The sequence below is a fragment of the Micromonospora sp. NPDC049240 genome (genome assembly GCF_040647835.1).
Classification (GTDB): domain Bacteria; phylum Actinomycetota; class Actinomycetes; order Mycobacteriales; family Micromonosporaceae; genus Micromonospora.
Genome location: NZ_JBEZCX010000007.1, coordinates 105,754 through 124,264 on the forward strand (window position 1 = coordinate 105,754; position 18,511 = coordinate 124,264).

General features: G+C 73.9%; 15 protein-coding genes. 8 read left to right on the forward strand and 7 right to left on the reverse strand.

What is annotated here, in order from left to right; genetic code table 11:
* Positions 1-50 precede the first annotated feature (50 nt).
* Entirely contained in the window at positions 51-1,118 is a 1,068-nt protein-coding gene (locus tag AB0B02_RS12375) for a zinc-dependent metalloprotease (RefSeq protein ID WP_281934359.1), read from the forward strand.
* A gap of 28 nt (positions 1,119-1,146) precedes the next feature.
* Entirely contained in the window at positions 1,147-2,139 is a 993-nt protein-coding gene (tilS, locus tag AB0B02_RS12380; RefSeq protein WP_357299769.1) for a tRNA lysidine(34) synthetase TilS, read from the forward strand.
* A gap of 41 nt (positions 2,140-2,180) precedes the next feature.
* On the opposite strand, the gene AB0B02_RS12385 is transcribed toward tilS, so the two are convergent.
* The gene (locus AB0B02_RS12385; RefSeq protein ID WP_357299771.1) at positions 2,181-3,167 is read right to left on the reverse strand and encodes a helix-turn-helix domain-containing protein; all 987 of its coding nucleotides are present in this window, start codon (positions 3,165-3,167) and stop codon (positions 2,181-2,183) included.
* A gap of 150 nt (positions 3,168-3,317) precedes the next feature.
* Here AB0B02_RS12385 and AB0B02_RS12390 point away from each other — a divergent pair, with 150 nt between their 5' ends.
* The 4 genes from AB0B02_RS12390 (at position 3,318) to folE (ending at position 7,219) form a co-directional block, all read left to right on the forward strand.
* Entirely contained in the window at positions 3,318-3,455 is a 138-nt protein-coding gene (locus AB0B02_RS12390) for a hypothetical protein (protein ID WP_199199870.1), read from the forward strand.
* A 99-nt stretch (positions 3,456-3,554) separates the two neighbouring features.
* Positions 3,555-4,130 carry a hypoxanthine phosphoribosyltransferase gene (gene hpt / locus AB0B02_RS12395; RefSeq protein WP_281934365.1) on the forward strand — a complete coding sequence of 192 codons (576 nt, stop codon included), beginning with the start codon at positions 3,555-3,557 and terminating at the stop codon, positions 4,128-4,130.
* A gap of 381 nt (positions 4,131-4,511) precedes the next feature.
* Entirely contained in the window at positions 4,512-6,518 is a 2,007-nt protein-coding gene (gene ftsH / locus AB0B02_RS12400) for an ATP-dependent zinc metalloprotease FtsH (RefSeq protein ID WP_281934368.1), read from the forward strand.
* An 83-nt stretch (positions 6,519-6,601) separates the two neighbouring features.
* Positions 6,602-7,219, forward strand: coding sequence for a GTP cyclohydrolase I FolE (gene folE, locus AB0B02_RS12405; protein ID WP_107159537.1), 618 nt, complete (start codon positions 6,602-6,604; stop codon positions 7,217-7,219).
* A gap of 51 nt (positions 7,220-7,270) precedes the next feature.
* Here folE and AB0B02_RS12410 read toward each other — a convergent pair whose 3' ends face one another.
* From AB0B02_RS12410 to AB0B02_RS12420, 3 genes are all read right to left on the reverse strand, one after another.
* Complete coding sequence (locus AB0B02_RS12410; protein WP_357299778.1) at positions 7,271-7,972, reverse strand: hypothetical protein; 702 nt, start codon at positions 7,970-7,972, stop codon at positions 7,271-7,273.
* Positions 7,969-10,491 carry an FtsK/SpoIIIE domain-containing protein gene (locus AB0B02_RS12415; RefSeq protein WP_357299781.1) on the reverse strand — a complete coding sequence of 841 codons (2,523 nt, stop codon included), beginning with the start codon at positions 10,489-10,491 and terminating at the stop codon, positions 7,969-7,971. Before AB0B02_RS12415 ends, AB0B02_RS12410 begins: the two co-directional genes overlap by 4 nt.
* Before the next feature lie 126 nt (positions 10,492-10,617).
* Positions 10,618-11,616: a helix-turn-helix domain-containing protein gene (locus tag AB0B02_RS12420; protein ID WP_357299784.1), complete on the reverse strand. Its 999-nt coding sequence runs from the start codon at positions 11,614-11,616 to the stop codon at positions 10,618-10,620.
* A gap of 142 nt (positions 11,617-11,758) precedes the next feature.
* Here AB0B02_RS12420 and AB0B02_RS12425 point away from each other — a divergent pair, with 142 nt between their 5' ends.
* Positions 11,759-15,448, forward strand: coding sequence for a S8 family serine peptidase (locus AB0B02_RS12425; RefSeq protein WP_357299787.1), 3,690 nt, complete (start codon positions 11,759-11,761; stop codon positions 15,446-15,448).
* Positions 15,449-15,612: 164 nt separating this feature from the next.
* A complete protein-coding gene (locus AB0B02_RS12430) occupies positions 15,613-16,170 on the forward strand; it encodes a hypothetical protein (protein ID WP_281934664.1) in 558 nt (185 codons plus the stop codon).
* A gap of 6 nt (positions 16,171-16,176) precedes the next feature.
* On the opposite strand, the gene AB0B02_RS12435 is transcribed toward AB0B02_RS12430, so the two are convergent.
* From AB0B02_RS12435 to AB0B02_RS12445, 3 genes are read right to left on the reverse strand one after another with little or no spacing between them, the layout of a single operon-like run.
* Positions 16,177-16,776, reverse strand: coding sequence for a hypothetical protein (locus tag AB0B02_RS12435; protein WP_281934378.1), 600 nt, complete (start codon positions 16,774-16,776; stop codon positions 16,177-16,179).
* A gap of 11 nt (positions 16,777-16,787) precedes the next feature.
* Positions 16,788-17,963, reverse strand: a complete 1,176-nt coding sequence (locus AB0B02_RS12440) for a M23 family metallopeptidase (RefSeq protein WP_357299790.1) — start codon at positions 17,961-17,963, stop codon at positions 16,788-16,790.
* On the reverse strand, positions 17,960-18,511 hold the full coding sequence (locus tag AB0B02_RS12445) for a hypothetical protein (protein ID WP_357299792.1): 552 nt from the start codon (positions 18,509-18,511) through the stop codon (positions 17,960-17,962). The genes AB0B02_RS12440 and AB0B02_RS12445 overlap by 4 nt, the downstream gene beginning before the upstream one ends.

Here is an 18,511-nt window from a genome sequence, read left to right on the forward strand (position 1 = left end):
CGTCCGGACGAGCCCGGGTGGGGGTGTCGCGGCGCGGGTACGGTGGGTTCATGGCGCAGTTCGTGGACTGGGATCTGGCCGCCGCTACCGCGGGGGCGCTGAGCAAGTCGGGCCCCCGGGTGTCGTACGCCGAGGCCACCGACGTGGTCGGCGACCTGCGCCGGCTGACCGAGGAGGCCGCCGGGCACGTCGCCGACTACACCGGCCTGCGGGCCCAGGTGGCGCACCCGCCGGTCCGCGTGGTCGACCGCCGCGACTGGGCGGCGGCCAACATCGCCGGGCTGCGTGAGGTCGTCTCGCCGCTTGTGGAACGGCTCTCCGGGGACAAGCGGCCGGGCGCGCTCACCGAGGCGATCGGCTCCCGGGTGACCGGCGTGCAGGCCGGCACCGTGCTGGCGTACCTCTCCGGCCGGGTGCTCGGCCAGTACGAGGTCTTCGCCGGCGACCCCGGCCAACTGCTGCTGGTGGCGCCGAACATCGTCGAGGTGGAGCGGAAGCTCGGCGCCGACCCGCGGGACTTCCGGCTCTGGGTGTGCCTGCACGAGGTCACCCACCGCACCCAGTTCACCGCCGTGCCGTGGATGCGCGCCTACTTCCTGGGCGAGGTGCAGGCGTTCGTGGACGCCTCGCAGGGCGGCGAACACCTGCTGGAGCGCCTGCGCCGCGGCGTCGCCACGCTCTCCGACGCGGTCAAGGACCCGGAGAGCCGGGCCAGCGTGCTCGACATCGTGCAGACCCCGGCGCAGCGCGCCGTGCTGGACCGGCTGACCGCGCTGATGACGCTGCTGGAGGGGCACGCCGAGTTCGTGATGGACGGCGTCGGCCCGCAGGTCATCCCCAGCGTCGGGTCGATCCGGGCGTCGTTCAACCGCCGCCGCGAGTCCGGCAACCCGCTGGAGAAGGCGATCCGCCGGCTGCTCGGCGTCGAGGTCAAGATGCGCCAGTACGCCGAGGGCCGGAAGTTCGTGCACGGCGTGGTGGACCGGGTCGGCATGGCCGGCTTCAACAAGATCTTCTCCTCCCCGCTCACGCTGCCCCGGCTCGACGAGCTGGGCGACCCGGACGCCTGGGTGTCCCGGGTGCACGGGCCGGCCGGTGCCACCCCGACCGCCGGCTGAACCGGCCGCGCCGGCTCTCCGGCCACCGGTGAGCCCGGCGCCGTCAGTGGCCGCCGTGCGGCTCGCCGTACGCCGGCTGCTGACCGACCTGCCCGGGCCCGGACCGGTGCTGGTGGCCTGCTCCGGCGGGGCCGACTCGCTGGCGCTCGCCGCGGCCACCGCGTTCGTGGCGCACCGGCTCGGCCGCGCGGCCGGCCTGGTGACCGTCGACCACGGCCTGCAGGCCGGTTCGCCCGAGCGGGCCGCCGCGGTCGCCGGCTGGGCCCGCGCGGCCGGGTTCGACCCGGTCGAGGTGGTTGCGGTACGGGTGGCCGGGCGCGACGGCGGTCCCGAGGCAGCCGCCCGGGAGGCCCGCTACGAGGCGCTTGTCGCCGCCGCCCGGCGGCACGACGCGGCCGGGGTGCTGCTCGGGCACACCCGGGACGACCAGGCGGAGACCGTGCTGCTCGCGCTGGCCCGGGGCGCCGGGCCACGCGGGCTGTCCGGGATGCCGGAGCGGCGCGAGCGGGACGGGGTGCCGCTGCTGCGCCCGCTGCTCGACGTGCCCCGGTCCGACACCCGGGCCGCCTGCGCCGCGCTCGGCCTGGCGGCGTGGGCCGACCCGCACAACACCGATCCCGCGTACGCCCGGGCGCGGGTCCGGGCCGACGCGTTGCCGGCGCTCGTCGACGCGCTCGGGCCGGGCGTGGTGGCGAACCTGGCCCGGACCGCGCGCCTGCTCGCGGCGGACACCGCCGCGCTCGACGCGCTGGCCGGCGACGCGCTCGCCGACGTCCGGGCCGCCGGTGGCGGGCTCTCGGTCGACGGGCTGGTCGCGTTGCCGGCGGCGGTCCGCACCCGGGTGCTGCACGCCTGGGCGCGGGAGCTGGGCGCCGCGCCGGCCGCGCTGTCCCACCGGCACGTGGCGGCGCTGGACGCGCTGGTCACCGCCTGGCGTGGCCAGGGCCCGGTCCACCTGCCCGGCAACCACCAGGTGCACCGACGCACCGGCCGCCTGGTGCAAGGAGGGGCCCCCGCTTAACGCCTCCGGTATAGGCGGGGCCCCCGCTTAACACCAGGGGCTCAGGCGTCGGCGCGCTCGCGGAACGTGGTCCGGTACGCGTGCGGCGTGGTGCCGACCCGGCGGGTGAAGTGGTGCCGCAGCGCCGCCGCATCACCGAAGCCGGCCCGGTCGGCGACGCTCTCCACGCTGAGCCGGGTGTCCTCCAGCAGCCGCCGGGCCAGCAGCACCCGCTGGTTGGTCAGCCAGTCGTGCGGCGTGGTGCCGGTCTCGGCGCGGAACCGGCGGGCGAACGTACGCGGGGCCATCCCGGCCCGGGCGGCCAGCTCGTCCACGGTCACGCCGCGGTCGAGGTGGCCCATCAGCCACTCCAGCACCGGTTCGAGCGTGGGCGCCTCCGGCGCCTTCGGGATCGGCGCCTCGACGTACTGTGCCTGGCCGCCGTCGCGGTGCGGCGGGACCACCATCCGCCGGGCCAGCCGGGTGGCCGTCGCCGAGCCGTGCTCCTGGCGGACCAGGTGCAGGCAGGCGTCGATCCCGGCGGCCGTGCCGGCGCTGGTGAGCAGCCGGCCGTCCTGCACGTAGAGCGAGTTGCACCGGACCCGCGCCCGGGGATTGCGACGCTGCAACTCGTCGACGTAGAGCCAGTGGGTGGTGCACTCCCGGTCGTCCAGCAGGCCGGCCGCGCCGAGCACGAACGCGCCCGAGCAGACGCTCAGCACGTACGCCCCGCGGTCGGCGGCCCGACGCAGCGCCGCCGGCACGGCGGGCGGGATGGCCCGCAGGTCGTCCTCGCCGGGCACGGCGACGCCGCTGAAGTGCGCGGGGACCGCGACGAGGTCGGCGTCGTCGAGCGGGGCCAGGTCGGCGTGCGGCTGGAGGTGGAACCCGGACGAGGTGCGTACCGCCCCGCCGTCGGGCGAGCAGACCTGGAACCGGTAGGCGGGGAAGCCGTCGTCGGTGCGGTCGGTGCCGAACACCTCGGCGAACACGCCCAACTCGAACGTGGCCACCCGGTCCATCGCCAACACCGCCACCGAGCGCAACATGTGACGAGGGTAACCCGGCAGGTGGCAGGAAATCGATGCTCGCGGTCATTTCTGCCACTGTCCGGGTCGGACGGCGGGTCGCAGACTTGGTGGTGTCCGGTGCGCACCGGCGGCGAAAAGCGAACCAACCATGCGAAAGCGAGCGCCGCCATGACCGTCCTGCTGCTCCTGCTGTTCCTGCTCCTGCTGGCCGGCGCCAGCGCCCTCGGGTTCACCGCCGACACCCGCGACTCGGCCGACTGGAAGCCGACCGACGACGGGCGGCGCTGGCGCTCCCGTACCTGCTGAGGTGAATTGTTCCGTTCGCGCCGAAGATCCCCGGCGGGACCGCGCCAAAAGGGGCGGCCCCGCCGACGGCGACCATCCGGCGTACGGCAGGCTAGGAGCATGGCTGACGGCTCCTGGTACGACGCCGACATCGACCACGTGATCATCTCCGAGGCGCAGATCCGCGAGAAGACCGCGGAACTCGCCAAGCAGGTCTCGGCGGACTACGCGCACGTCGAGGACGGTCTCCTGCTCGTCTGCGTGCTCAAGGGCGCGGTCATGTTCATGGCCGACTTCGCCCGCGCGTTGGGCCGCCAGGGCCCGCCCGCCGAGCTGGAGTTCATGGCCGTCTCGTCGTACGGCCAGGGCACCACCTCGTCCGGGGTGGTCCGCATCCTCAAGGACCTGGACCGGGACATCGCCGGCCGGCACGTGGTGGTGGTCGAGGACATCGTCGACTCCGGCCTCACCCTGTCCTGGCTGCTGCGTTACCTGGAGTCGCGCTCCGCGGCCAGCGTCGAGGTGGTCGCCCTGTTCCGCAAGCCGGACGCGGTCAAGGTGCAGGTGCCGGTGAAGTACGTCGGCTTCGACATCCCGACCGAGTTCGTGGTCGGCTACGGGCTCGACTTCGGCGAGCGCTACCGCGAGGTGCCGTACGTCGGGGTGCTCAAGCCCGAGGTCTACGCGCGGGCCTGAGCGCCGCCGTCGAGTCGCTCGTCAGCGGACGTTCAGCGGGCTCTCAGTCTTTCGGTCTACGGTAGGGGCCGGTGACGTGGAGGCACTCTCCACGCCCGACCCTCCGAGCCGCGTGACCGTGCGGCATGGGCCGGTCGGGTGCGGAGCTCCCCGCCACGCCGGCTCAAACCCTGGTTCGCCGTACGCGTAAGTGCCGGGCTCGCAAGCTCACATCCGGCACGAACGGTGTACCGTCGAGTGACCGTGGTGCGGCAGTTCGCGCGCCCCGGGGGTCGGGCCGGCCCGCACGGCGGCCCCGGCCGCCGCCCGAGGCGGCGACACCATTCAGACGGTCAGGACGTCGATCAGGAGGATGCGGGCGCCTCGGTGCCCGACGACAGCATGGAACGTACGCGTTTCTTCCGCCGACCGGTGGTCTGGATCATCCTGGTCATCCTCGGCGCCGTTGTGCTCAGTCAACTGTTCACCGCTGGTCCGAGCTACCACCGGGTGGACACGTCCGTCGCGCTCGACCAGCTCAACAAGGGTGGTATCGAGAAGGTCGTCTTCCAGGACAAGGAGCAGACGCTCCAGCTCGACCTGAAGGACAAGGCCAAGTTCGACGACACCACCACCGACAAGATCGAGGCGCAGTTCCCGTACGAGGTCGGCGGCCAGGTCTGGAACCAGGTCCGCGAGGCCGAGGCGGCGGACCGGATCACCGGCCCGGTCGACACCAAGGTGTCGTCGGACAGCATCTGGGTCAGCCTGCTGGTCAATCTCCTCCCCATCGCGCTGCTCGTGCTCCTGCTGCTGTTCTTCATGTCGCAGATGCAGGGCGGCGGCTCGCGGGTGCTCAACTTCGGCAAGTCCAAGGCGAAGATGATCACCAAGGACACGCCGAAGACGACCTTCGCGGACGTGGCCGGGGCGGAAGAGGCCGTCGAGGAACTGCACGAGATCAAGGACTTCCTGCAGAACCCGGCGAAGTACCAGGCCCTGGGCGCCAAGATCCCGAAGGGCGTGCTGCTCTTCGGCCCGCCCGGTACCGGTAAGACGCTGCTGGCCCGCGCCGTGGCCGGTGAGGCCGGCGTGCCCTTCTACTCCATCTCCGGCTCCGACTTCGTCGAGATGTTCGTCGGTGTCGGCGCCAGCCGGGTCCGTGACCTGTTCGAGCAGGCCAAGTCGAACGCGCCGGCGATCGTCTTCGTCGACGAGATCGACGCGGTCGGCCGCCACCGTGGCGCCGGCATGGGCGGCGGCCACGACGAGCGGGAGCAGACGCTCAACCAGCTCCTGGTCGAGATGGACGGCTTCGACACCAAGGGCGGCGTCATCCTGATCGCCGCCACCAACCGGCCGGACATCCTCGACCCGGCGCTGCTGCGCCCGGGCCGGTTCGACAGGCAGATCCCGGTCGACGCCCCCGACATGGAGGGCCGCAAGGCCATCCTGCGGGTGCACGCCAAGGGCAAGCCGTTCACGCCCGACGTCGACCTCGACGCGGTGGCCCGGCGTACCCCGGGCTTCTCCGGCGCCGACCTGGCCAACGTGATCAACGAGTCCGCGCTGCTCACCGCGCGCAAGGAGCAGCGGGCGATCTCCAACGACTCGCTCGAGGAGTCGATCGACCGGGTGATCGCCGGCCCGCAGCGTCGCACCCGGGTGATGAGCGACCAGGAGAAGAAGATCACCGCGTACCACGAGGGTGGGCACGCGCTTGTCGCCTGGGCGCTGCCGCACGCCGCGCCGGTGCACAAGGTGACCATCCTGTCCCGGGGCCGGTCGCTGGGGCACACGCTGGTCCTCCCGACCGAGGACAAGTACACCCAGACCCGGGCCGAGATGATCGACACCCTGGCGTACGCGCTGGGCGGTCGGGCGGCCGAGGAACTCGTGTTCCACGAGCCGACCACCGGCGCCGGCAACGACATCGAGAAGGCCACCCAGTTGGCCCGCGCGATGATCACCCAGTACGGCATGAGCTCCAAGCTCGGTGCGATCAAGTACGGCACCAGCGGCGACGAGCCGTTCCTCGGCCGCAACATGGGCCATGAGAGGGACTACTCGGACTCGGTGGCCGCCGAGATCGACAGCGAGATGCGCGCGCTGATCGAGCTGGCGCACGACGAGGCCTGGGAGATCCTGGTGGAATACCGGGACGTGCTGGACACCATGGTCCTTGAGCTGATGGAGAAGGAGACCCTCTCCACCGCCGATATGGCGCGGATCGCCGCCCGGGTGGTCAAGCGCCCGCCGATGGCGCCCTATCACGGCTTCGGCAAGCGCCTGCCCTCCACCGAGCCGCCGGTGCTCACCCCGGCCGAGAAGGACGCGCTGCAGAAGCAGGCCACCGCCGACGGCATCTCGGTCGGCGGCGCCAGCAACAACTCGGACGGTTCGCACTGAGCACCGACCCGACGGCCGGCTCCCCTCACCGGGAGCCGGCCGTCTCCGCGACCGAGCCCGACGGGGACGACGCGCTCGACTACGTGGCCGCGCGCCTGATCAGCGGCAAGCTCACCGGCGGCCCGGTCGAGGACAGCGTCGACCTGGGCCGGATCGAGAAGGCGGTCCGGGAGATCCTCATCGCGGTCGGTGAGGACCCGGACCGGGACGGCCTCCAGCAGACACCGGCCCGGGTCGCCCGCGCGTACGCCGAACTCTTCGCCGGCCTGCGCGTCGACCCGGCGCAGGTGCTCCGCACCACCTTCGAGGCCAACCATGAGGAGTTGGTGCTCGTTCGGGACATCGACGTGATGAGCCTGTGCGAGCACCACCTGCTGCCGTTCCGGGGCAGCGCCCACATCGGCTACATCCCCGGGCCGGACGGCCGGATCACCGGCCTGTCCAAGCTGGCCCGACTGGTCGAGGTGTTCGCCCGCCGGCCGCAGGTGCAGGAGCGGCTCACGTCGCAGATCGCCGACCTGCTGATGTCCAGCCTCGCCCCGCGCGGCGTCATCGTGGTGCTCGAGTGCGAGCACATGTGCATGGCGATGCGCGGCATCCAGAAGTCCGGCGCCAAGACCATCACCTCGGCGGTCCGGGGCGGCCTCCAGAACGACGCCAAGTCGCGGGCCGAGGCGATGGCGCTGATCATGCACCGCTGACCCGACCGGCGTCCACGCTTCCCGGCGCGGCCGTGGTCGTCCCGGGGCCGGTCAGCCGGGCAGCATGGCCAGCAGCAGACCGGCGGCGGTGAGCACGGCCGGGACCAGGCAGACCAGCGCGCCGAACCGGGGCGTCCGGTCCACCCGGTCGGTCGGGCGCGGACGGAACACCCGCCCGACCGCCAGCCAACCCAGCATGAACGCCACCGCCGGCAGCGGCAGCCCCACCAGCAGCGCCAACACGGTCACCGGCCCGGCACCCGCGACCGCGTAGAGGACGAGCTGCAACAGCGGCACCACCAACGCCAACGGCCCGTACACCAGCAGGTTGCGCGGGCGGGCCGGCCAGCGGGCCAGCCGGGGCAGGCCGTGCGCGGCCAACGTGTCGTCCGCGGCGTCCGCCCAGCCGCCGGCAGCCCGCAGCGCCGCCAGCACGGCCGACGGCCCACCCGCCATCGACCGGGCCGCCTCGCTCACCTCCGGCGGCGTCGGGGCCAGCGAGATCGCCGGTACGCCCAGCTCCCGCAGCCGGGACTGCTGCGCGGCCAGCCGCTCGCGTACCCCGGTCAGCTCCTCGCGGGCCGCCGTCACCGACCGCGCCTGCTCCCCGGCGGCGGTCGCCGCCGCCCGGCGTACGCCGTCGAGCTGCCGCGCCGCCGCGACGTACTCCGCCCAGGCCGACTCGGCCGGGTCCACCGTCACCGTCGGATCACCCACGCGCGGCCCGGGAACCGCCGTCGGAGTCCCGCTCATCGGGCCGCCTCCCCGGTGCCGAACGGCACGAAGACCGTGCCCTGCTCCTCCGGGCCGTCCCACAGCACCGCGCGACCGGGCCTCGGATGCCACCACACCGGCCGGTCGAAGAGTCGCTCCAGCCGTCCACCCGGCACGTCGGTGACCGCCACGGCGGTGAGCTTGTCCACCTCGCCCCCGGGCCCGAGCAGCCCGGCCAGCGGCGCCGGGGTACGCCACCAGCCGAGCAGGTGCCGGCCGGCCGGCGGACCCTCCAACAGCAACGACCCCAGCAGCTCCGGCGGCAACTCGGCGGCGTCCGGCACGTCCAGCCCGAACACCACCAGGTAACCCGGCTCGTCCGCCTCGATGGCCGCGCGCAACCCGCCGGCGTCGACCGTCTCCACCCGGTGCCGCCCGGCCAGCTCGGCCGCCAGCACGCCGGCCGGCTCGGCCGACCCGTTCGCCAGCGGCGCCAGCACGAACCGCCCGGCGTCCGGATGCGCCGCCGCCGCGCTGCGCACGGCGGTGACCAGCAGCCGCTCGGCCTCCTCGTCCCCACCCAGCACCGCCAGGTTCCGGCCCGCGACCGGCCCGAGCGGCACCGCCACCGTGGTGCGCCGCACGTCCACCGCGCGGCCCAGCAGCGCGGCCGGCGCATGCACCCGCCCGGCCAGCGCGGCCCGGTGCCGCGGATCGTTGGCGAGCAGTGGGCGGGCGTAGCCGGCGAACACCACCGGCGGAACCGCCGTCTCCGGCCGCGCCGACCACAGCCGCCGTCGCAGGTCGGCGAGGACGTCCGGATCCCCGTACGGGTCCGGGAAGCGGATCATCCGCTCGTGGCCGCGGGTCGCGCCACGCGGGCCACCGAGGCCCCCGGCCGTGTTCACCACCGCGCTGCCCACCGGCAGGCCGGCCGCCGAGTCGTTCGCCGGCTCCAGCACCGCCGAGCCGCCGGGCAGCGCCACCCGCACCGGGAACTGGCCGAGCAGCGGATCGCGTGGACCACCGATGCCCAGGTCACCCTCGCCGGCCAGGACCAGATGGATCCCGTACGCGCGGGCGACCCGGGCCAACGCGTCCAGCCGGGCCAGCAGGTCGGTGGCGAGCCGGTCCCGGTCGCACAGCACCAGCGGGAAGTTGTCGATCACACAGACGATCCGGGGCAGCGGTTGGTGCTGGCGCAGCTCGGCGTACCGCTGCCCGCCGGCCCGCCGGGACGCCTCCTCACGGCGGCGCGCCTCCGCCTCCAGCTCACCGAACAGGTCCGCGACGTACTCCCGGTCGGCGGCCATCCCGGCGGCGCGGACCTGCGGCACCCAGGAACGGTCCCGCTCGGTCTGGAGGAACTCCACGAAGGACTCCCCGTCGCCCAGGTCGGCCAGGTAGAACTCCAGCTCGTCCGGGCCGTACCGGGCGGCCAGCCCGAACAGCGTGTCGGTGAGGAAAGCCGAACGCCCGGCCTGCGACCGACCGCTCACCAGCCAGTGCGGGGTCAGCTCGGTGAACCCGAGACTCACCGGGCGCCCGGCCGCGTCACCGACCGTGGTGCTGAGGCCGTCGGCCGAACCGTCGGCCCAGAACCCGTCGGCCGGCAGCAGATCGGCCAGGGCCAGCCGCGAACCGTCCTCGATCTGCCGGGCCAGCCGCCGGCACACCTCCGCGACCAACTCGGCCGGCGGATCGTCGTCCAGGAACACCGGCGAGTTCAACCCGCCGGGCGCCTCGACGCCCGGGCCGCTGAAGCCGGCCGCCGGCGGGTCGCCGACAAGCGCGTACGCGGTGCGGACGGTGATCGTGGTGGCCTGCGGCAGCGGCGGTCGGCCGGACCAGCCGGCCACCACCAGGTGCAGCCCCGTCCGGTGCCCCCGGGCGGCGAGTTCCTCGATTCGGGTCAGGTCGGAGGGCGTGGCACCGTCCGGCAGGGCGGCCAGCACGACCAGCAACGTACGGTCGTGTCCGCCTTGCCGGGCGGTGCCGGCGGCCACCCACTGCTCGGCCTCGGCGAGCACCGCCCGCAGCCCCGCGACGTCGGTGGCGGGCGGCGGCAGCAGACCGGCATCGGCCAGCGCCACGAAGCCCGCGAAGGTGCCGGCCGGGTCGGTGCCGTCGACGGCCCGGGCCAGCAGCGCGCCGGCCGGGGTGGCGGCGAAGATCCGCAGCAGGAGTGCCCGGAGCAGCCCGGCGACCCGCGGGTCGCGCGCGTCGGCGTCGACGGCCAGATGGCCGCTGTCGAGCAGGGGCACCAGCGCGGGGAACCGGGCATCGTCCAGCGGCGCGGCGGTGCCCACCCGGACCAGCGGCGGCGGGTGGTCACCGGGCGGCGTCGCCACGGCCAGTTCCTCCAGCGCCGTGCCGGCCCAGCCGGGCGCGGCGAGCGCCGCCGCGGTACGCAGCCGCTCGGCCAGCTCGTACTGCCGATGGTGGTCGGCGGGGGCGGGACGGATCTCGTCGAGGATGCCGGCGGCGGCGGTCGCGGCAGCCTCCGCCCGCCGGTGCAGGACGGCGGCCCGGCCGGCTCGCGCCTTAGGACTCGCCATCGCGTCCACCTCTCTTCCCGAGGCCGACCCCTGCTCCCCGAGCTGTGACGGTATCCCAGCCGGGACCCGTCCTCCGGGATGTCCGTCGGCGCTGCGCCGGTCTTTACCCCGGCGGTGCGTCTGTCCTTACCCTCGGCGGTGCCCCGACTCACCCGGGAGCCAGCCCAGTCGGGACGCCTGGTAGCCGAGCTGCATCCGGGTCTGCACCCGGGCGAGGTCCATCAGCCGACGGACCCGCCGCTGCACGGTCCGCAGCGAGGTCCGCAGGTGACTGGCCACCGCCTGGTCGGTCAGGCCGGTGAGCAGCAGGGTCAGGATCTGCACGTCCAGGTCGTCCACCCCCGAGCCGGCGAAGCCGTCGGCCGAGGCGGTGACCTCCATGGCCGTCGCCCACTCCAGCTCGAAGAGCGCGATGAGGGCGTCCAGCAGGCCGCTCTGGTGCACCAGCAGCGCCCCGGTGGTGGCCACGTCGGATGATCTGATCAGCGGCAGGAGGGCGATCTCGCGGTCCACGACGAACAGCTTCAGCGGCAGGCTGTCCGCGATCCGGATCTCCTCCCCGGCGTTGCGGGCCGCCACGATCCCGTCGATGTCGACGTCCTCGTCGAGCATCGCCCGCTCCAGCAGGACCCGGTAGCGCACGCCCCGGGCCACCGCGTCGTCCTCGGCGGTGTTCTCCGCGCCGCTGATGATCGCCACCGGTGCCTTGACGAAGGTCATCACCTCAGACTTGGCGCCGAGTTGAAGCTGCTCCAGCCGCTGCCGCAGGGCCGGGACCCCGATGATCACGTCGACCACCTCGGCGACGCCGCGCCCGGCGCTCGCTGCCCGGTACAGCTCGGCCAGCGAACCCAGCTCCAGCTCGGCCAGGCGCAGCTCGTTCTGCCGCTGCAACAGCAACGCGCCGAACGCGGTGCCCGGCGGAGAGGCCACGAACCGGGCGATGTCACCGACGCTGCGCGCGGCCAGACCCTTGCGTTCCAGCACGCCGAGGAGCCGGGCCGCCTCGTCCCGGTCACCGCCGACCCGGGGGGCCAAATCCCCCGGCCCGGCCGAGGGCATGGACACCAACGCCCGGTACGCCGTCGACTCCTCGCTGCTCAACCCCAGCACGTCCAGCACCATGTCACGCCTCCGCCGCCTCACCGGTGATCAAGTGTGGCGGCTTTGCGTCATGGAGGGAAGCCGCCGTGGTCGATCCGTTGCCCGGGCCACCGTCGACGGCGGATCGTCAGGCCGTCCCAGGTCTTCACCGAGAGGTCATTCGATGCCACGAAGTACCCGTCGCCTGCTCGCCGTCACCGTCGCGGCGGCGCTCGCCGCCGCGCCCGGAACCCCGGCCGCCGCCGGCAGCCAGCCCTCGGCGCCGACCCTCCCGGGCACCGCCGAGGCCACCGACACCCTCACCCTGGTCACCGGTGACGTCGTCCGGGTCACCCACCAGAGCGGTGGACCGGACGTGGTCACCGTCGACCAGAGCCACGGCTCGGTCGGCGGGGTGCACACCCAGACGATCGGCGACGATCTGTACGTCATCCCCGACGAGGCGCTGCCGTACCTCGCGGCCAACCGGCTCGACCGGGACCTGTTCAACGTCACCGAGCTGATCGAGGACGGCTTCGACGACGCGCACGCCGCCGAGCTGCCCCTGATCGCCACCTACACCGGCACCGCGACCGCCCGGTCCGCCCGCACCACCCCGGCGAAGGCCCGCAAGGTACGCGACCTGACCAGCATCGACGGCCTGGCGATCAGCACCGCCAAGAAGGACGCGCAGCCGTTCTGGCGATCCCTCGCCCCGACCGGTACGTCCGGCCGCTTCGCCGGCGGCGTCGGCAAGCTCTGGCTCGACGGCCGGGTCCACGTCGACCTGGCCGACAGCGTCGCCCAGGTGGGCGCGCCGCGGGCCTGGTCCACGGGGTACGACGGCAAGGGCACCACCGTCGCCGTGCTCGACACCGGCGTCGACGCCACCCACCCCGACCTCGCCGGGAAGGTCAAGGACGCGGTCTCCTTCGTGCCCGGTTCCGACACCGGCGACCGCCGCGGGCACGGCACCCACGTCGCCTCCACGGTGGCCGGCAGCGGCGCCGCCTCCGGGGGCGTCGAGAAGGGCGTCGCGCCCGGCGCCGACCTGGTGATCGGCAAGGTGCTCGACGACTCCGGCTCCGGCCTGGACTCGTGGATCATCGCCGGGATGGAGTGGGCCGCCCAGCACGCCAAGGTGGTCAACATGAGCCTCGGCTCGCAGGAGCCGAGCGACGGCACCGACCCGATGGCACAGGCCGTCGAACGGCTCACCGCCCAGACCGGCGCGCTCTTCGTCATCGCCGCCGGCAACACCTACGGCGAGTCGACCATCGGCAGCCCCGGCGCCGCCGACGCCGCGCTCACCGTCGCCGCCGTGGATGGCAGGGACGTCCGCGCCGCGTTCTCCAGCCAGGGCCCCCGGTTCGGTGACAACGGGCTCAAGCCGGACCTCTCCGCACCCGGCGTGCAGATCCTCGCCGCCCGCGCCGCGCAGAGCTCCGGCACCGGCAGCTACGTGAAGATGAGCGGCACCTCGATGGCCACCCCGCACGTGGCCGGAGCCGCCGCCATCGTCGCCGCGAAGCACCCGGACTGGCCGGCCGCCCGCATCAAGGACAGCCTCATGTCGGCGTCGAAGCAGCTCGCCGGCACCACCCCGTACCAGGTGGGCGCCGGTCGGCTGGACGTGCCGGCCGCCCTCGGCGACGTGCAGGCCACCGGCGCCGCCGACCTCGGCTTCTACGACTGGCCGCACGACGGCGACCAGCCCGTCAGCCGCACCCTCACGTACGCCAACAGCGGCACCGAGGCGGTCACCCTCGACCTCGCGGCGACCATGACCGGGCCGGACGGGAAGCCCGCCGCGCTCGCCGCGGTCTCCCCGGCGCGGGTCACCCTGCCGGCCGGGGGCACCGCCACCGCGACCGTCACCGCCGACGCGGACGACGCCCCGGCCACCGGCAAGTACGCCGGTGCCGTGGTCGCCACCGACACCACCGGCACCGTCCGCGCGCACACCGCGCTCGGCCTGGTCAAGGAGGACGAGCGGTACCAGCTCACGATCACCGCCGAGGGTCGCGACGGCAAGCCGGCCGGCGGCTACGTGACCGTCTACCGGTACGGCGACCAGGCCATCCGCACGATCGCCCTGGACCCGGCCACCGGGACCGCCACGGCACTGCGCCTGCCGCCCGGCGAGTACAACGTGACGAGTTGGCTGCCGGTCTCCGGCGACGGCGGGCCCGACTCCGCCGGCATGGCCCTGCTGGGCACTCCGAGCCTGAAGCTCGACGCCGACCGGACCGTGGACCTGGACGCCCGGCAGGCGCACAAGGTGGCCGCCACCACGCCCCGACCGAGCGAGGACGCCTACCGCCGGGTGCAGTACTTCCGCGACTCCGGCATCGGTGGTCAGTACGGTGCCTTCACCAACACCTACGCCGTGCCGTCCGCCATCGATGACGTCTACGTCGCACCGACCGGGAAGATCAGTGGCGGCACCTTCGAGTTCGCCGTCCGGTGGAGCCGCGAGGTCGACCACCTGAAGTTGGCCGGACACACCCCGGCCGCCGTCCAGCTGGACCCGCGCTACCAGGCCGGCTCGACCCGGCTCGACGGCAAGGTCGACCTCGCCGCCGTGTACGCCGGCAACGGCACCGACTACCAGGGCCTCGACGCCAAGGGCAAGGCCGTGCTGGTGACCCGGGACGACGCCGTGTCCCCCGCCCAGCGGGCCGCCGCCGCGAACGCGGCCGGAGCCGCCCTGCTGGTCGTGGTCAACGACCGGCCCGGCGCGTACTACGCCGCAGCCGGCGGGACGAACCTGCCGGTGGTGTCGCTGACCCGGGCCGAGGGTGAGCGCGTGCGCGCGGCGGCCCAGGCCGGCACCCTGCGCCTGCGCGGCGTCGCCGTCGCATTCAGCCCGTACGTCTACGACGTGGTCCGGGCCTGGCCGGGCGAGGTGCCGACCGACCCGACGTACGCGCCGGCCGCCAAGGAACTGGCCCGGGTGGACCAGAACTTCCACGCCGGCACCCCGGCGATCGCCTTCGAACAGCGGGCCGACTGCCGCTCCTACCACTGGCCGCCGTGCCTCGGCGTCGACCAGCCGGTGGCGGCCCCGTCCACCCGGGTCGACTACCTGTCCACGCAGGAAGGCACCAGCTGGTACCAGAAGGCTCTCCTGATGCCCGGCTGGGAGCAGCGCTACAACCAGGTCACCTACCGGCCCGGTCAGCACGTGGCGCGGAAGTGGTTCGCCCCGGTCACCCGCCCGCGGCTCGGCCCCGGTTTCTGGTACCCGTACCGCAACGGCAACGTCTTCGCCGTCAACGTCCCGCCGGCCGGTGGCGACACCGACATCACCGGCTCGATCGACGACGGAGTCAGCACCGTCCGGTCCCGGCTCTACCAGAACGGCAAGCTGATCGGTCGGGAGCAGCCCGCGCAGGCCGTCCAGGTGGCGGCGCCGGTGGCCTCCGGCAGCGCCGACTACCGGTTCGAGCAGGAGACCACCCGGCCCGCCGACCCCTGGGTCACCTCCACCCGAACCCGCAGCGTCTGGGGCTTCCGGGCCACCCAGGCCGACGACCGGGTGCTGCTGCCGCTGGTCCAGCTCGACTACGGGGTCGACACCGACCTGACCGGGTCGGTGCGGGCCGGCAGCCACCAGAAGATCAGCCTGGCCGCCTCGCACGTGGCCGGGGTCGTGGGTGCCGGGAAGATCGCCGGTGCCACTCTCAGCGTCTCCTACGACGACGGCGCGACCTGGCAGCCGGTCAGGCTGACGGCGGCCGGAGCGGGCACCTGGAACGCCACCCTCCGGTACCCGCGCACCAGCGGATTCGTCTCGCTGAAGGCCACCGCCTCCGACGACGCCGGCAACACGGTGGAGCAGGAGGTTGTCCGGGCGTACCGGCTCTCCTGACGCGACACCGTCCCGCCGGACCCCCGCGGGCATGACACGACCGTCCGGCACGGACCCCACCAGGTCCGCGCCGGGCGGCGTCCGCCCGGCGGTTCGCCACGATCCGCCAGTTCTGAGGCATTGGGTACGCGGCCCGCAGCCGATAACCTCAGGAGGTGGAATCAGTGCAGCCCCCCGCCGGTTCCCAGGTCTCCCGAGTACCGGCGCAGCGGACCCCGCCGGAGCAGTTGGCGCCCCCGGCGCCCGCGCCGGCACCGGCCCGCCCCAAGCGCCCGCTGCGCACCGTGCTCGCGGTCGTCGCGGGAGTGGTGGCGTTGCTCTGCGCGGGCGGCGCGGTGGTCGGCTTCGTGCTGTACGACCGGGCAACCGCCCCGGACCGCAGCGCCCCGGACGTGGTGGTGGCCAACTACGTCCAGGCGCTCTTGGAGGACCGCAACGACACCAAGGCGAAGCAGTTCACCTGCGACGGCCGGACCGACCTGGAGGGCCTGCGGTCACTGCGGGACGACCTCGTCGCCCGGGAACGGCGGTTCGGCACGACGATCTCGGTGAGTTGGGGCCCGTTGACCACCCGGGAGTCGGGCGATGTCGCGATGGTCGCGGTCGAGCTCATCATCTCCGCTTCCGTCGACGGCATCTCGCAGACCGACCGGCAGGGCTGGCGGTTCGAGACAAGGCGGGAAGACGGCTGGGGCGTCTGTGCGGCCCAGCGCGGCAGTTGAGCCCGGCTACTCCAGCCAGAGCAGGTGGACCGGTACCTCCAGGGTGGTCGGCGCCTGTCCGCGCCAGGCCCAGCGGTACCACTCCAGCTCGGGTGCCACCCGGACGCAGATGTCGCCGTCCGCGCCTGAGTAGGTCTCGGTGACGGCCCGCAGGTCACGCCGCTCCGTGCCGTCGTCGACGTGGACCACGCGCCGTCCGGTCACCGCGTCGGTCTCGAAGACCGGGGTGGGTGGTCGGCGGGTGGGCGCGTCCAGCGAGACCAGCCGGATGCCCGACTCGGCCGGACCAGCCGGCGGTCTCCGTCCGCCGACCGTCTCCACCCAGACGCGTTCCACCGGCACCAGCGGCGCGAACACCTCCACCTGCTCGGATTCGGCCCGGTACCACTCGTGTTCCGGGATGACCGGCACGTAGGTGCGGCTGCCCTGCACCACCCGCTCGTCGGCGCGCAGGTCACCGCGCCAGCCGAGGCCGGGCAGGCCGACCAGCACCCGGCGGCCGCGCAGCTCGGTCCCGCCGGTGGCGGGCACGATCTCGATCGGGCGGGGTGGCAGCGGGGCCCAGTCGGGGCGGTCCGCGAACGGGTCGGGCAGCGGATTGCTCATGGGCGGCGAACTCATCCGGTCCCGGTGAGGGGCGCACCGCGCTCGCGCATGAACGGCACCGGGTTCTCCGCACCGCGGCTGGACCGGTCGCTGTCGTGGTGCACCTCGAAGTGCAGGTGCGGGCCGGAGGAGTTGCCGCTGGTGCCGGAGAGCCCGATCACCTCACCGGCCGCGACCTCCTGACCCGGACGTACCCGGGGTCGTTCGATCATGTGGCAGTAGCGGGTGATAAAGCCGCCGGCATGCAGGATGTCGACGAACCACCCGCAGCCACCCTTGTCCGGCCAGCCGTCCCGGTCGCAGTCCCGCCGGCCGGAGTGGTCGGGGTCGCACCTGGCGACCAGCACGCGACCGGCCGACGCGGCGTGGATCTCGGTGCGCTTGTCCGCGGCCAGGTCCACGCCGTCGTGGCTCGGGCGGGCGTCGGTCCGGAAACCGGAGACCACCCCGCCGGGCAGCGGCGCGGTCCAGCCGGAGGCGGCGATCCGGGCCCCGGCGGCGGCGTCACAGACCGCCTTGCCGGCGATCTCCACGGTCCGGGCCGCCCCGCCGGCGAGCGCGTCGACGATCCGCCCCGCCAGTTCCTCGTGCTTGGCATAGGCATCCGGGAACGCGCTGACCTGAACCCGCTGCGCCACCACGGACAGCGGCCGTTGCTGCCAGTTCGGCACCTTCACCATCTTCTGGTAGAACTTGCGCGCCGCGTACGACGGCGTCATCCGCTGTTCGACGCTGCCCCAGCCCGGCCGCTGCTGAAACAGGCCCACCGAGTCGTGGTCGGCGCCGACCCCCTCGTGCGGCAGCGCCAGCGACGCCGGCACGCGGCTGTTGGCCAGGTTGCGCAGGGCCGACTCCTGCATCGCGGTGGCCAACGCGATCACCCACCCCCGGGCCGGCACCTTCATGTCCTGGCCTGTCTTGATGATGGCGGCGGCGTTGCGCAGCTGGCCGTCGCCGTACTCGGCGAAGCGCGGCATGTCCCCGGTCAGGGTCACCTGATAGGTGGGGTCGCAGGTCAGGCCGGCGAGCTTCGGGTCCTCCCGATCGCCGCCCAGTTCGGTGAGGAAGAAGGCGGCGGCGCCACCCACGCAGCAGAGCAGGGCGAGTACGCCGGTGACCGCGGTGGCCAGCACGCCGCCCCTAACCTTGCGGCGGACCTGCCCGACGGCGGCCGCGCCGGCGCTCACGACCGCTCCCAGTCGACCGCGTCCACCAACCATGGCCCGTCCGGAGCGACCAGTTCGAGCCGGAGCGTGCCGTCGTCCAGCGGGATCAGTGCCTCCACGAAGGTCTCGGTGCGGGGGCGGAGAGTCGGCGGGCCGGTGGTCCGCCGGGCCGGCACGGTCTCCGGGTCGGCCCCGGTCATCTTCTCCACCAGCGCGGGCGTGGAGAGCGGACGCAGCCGAGCCTGCCAGGCGTCGCCGGTGCTGCCCGGACCGGCCAGCCAGGCGGTGGTGAAGCGTCCGGCCACCTGCTCGGGGGTGGGCTCACCGGGGCGGGTCTTCGGGGCGACCGCCGCCGGCGGGCTGGACAGCACCCCGTCCTCACCGGCCTCGGGATCCACGGTGCTGATCGGCTGGGTGGGACGGACGGCCACGCCGACGCCGCCATCGCCGGCTCCGGAGACCAGCCGGGCCGTGCCGATCACCCCGAAGACGAGAACGGCGATCACCAGCGCGATGCCGAGCCGGGACCGGAGGACCCGGGTGAAGAGGAACTCCAGCGTCCGTCGCAT

What these genes read in the sequence shown, in the direction of transcription:
- hpt (WP_281934365.1), top strand. Translation starts at nt 3,555, where the DNA reads ATGGCTGACGGCTCCTGGTACGACGCCGACATCGACCACGTGATCATC.
- AB0B02_RS12445 (WP_357299792.1), bottom strand. Translation starts at nt 18,511, where the DNA reads ATGCGACGGACGCTGGAGTTCCTCTTCACCCGGGTCCTCCGGTCCCGG.
- ftsH (WP_281934368.1), top strand. Translation starts at nt 4,512, where the DNA reads ATGGAACGTACGCGTTTCTTCCGCCGACCGGTGGTCTGGATCATCCTG.
- AB0B02_RS12435 (WP_281934378.1), bottom strand. Translation starts at nt 16,776, where the DNA reads ATGAGCAATCCGCTGCCCGACCCGTTCGCGGACCGCCCCGACTGGGCC.
- AB0B02_RS12420 (WP_357299784.1), bottom strand. Translation starts at nt 11,616, where the DNA reads ATGGTGCTGGACGTGCTGGGGTTGAGCAGCGAGGAGTCGACGGCGTAC.
- AB0B02_RS12410 (WP_357299778.1), bottom strand. Translation starts at nt 7,972, where the DNA reads ATGAGCGGGACTCCGACGGCGGTTCCCGGGCCGCGCGTGGGTGATCCG.
- AB0B02_RS12425 (WP_357299787.1), top strand. Translation starts at nt 11,759, where the DNA reads ATGCCACGAAGTACCCGTCGCCTGCTCGCCGTCACCGTCGCGGCGGCG.
- AB0B02_RS12415 (WP_357299781.1), bottom strand. Translation starts at nt 10,491, where the DNA reads ATGGCGAGTCCTAAGGCGCGAGCCGGCCGGGCCGCCGTCCTGCACCGG.
- AB0B02_RS12375 (WP_281934359.1), top strand. Translation starts at nt 51, where the DNA reads ATGGCGCAGTTCGTGGACTGGGATCTGGCCGCCGCTACCGCGGGGGCG.
- AB0B02_RS12385 (WP_357299771.1), bottom strand. Translation starts at nt 3,167, where the DNA reads ATGTTGCGCTCGGTGGCGGTGTTGGCGATGGACCGGGTGGCCACGTTC.
- AB0B02_RS12390 (WP_199199870.1), top strand. Translation starts at nt 3,318, where the DNA reads ATGACCGTCCTGCTGCTCCTGCTGTTCCTGCTCCTGCTGGCCGGCGCC.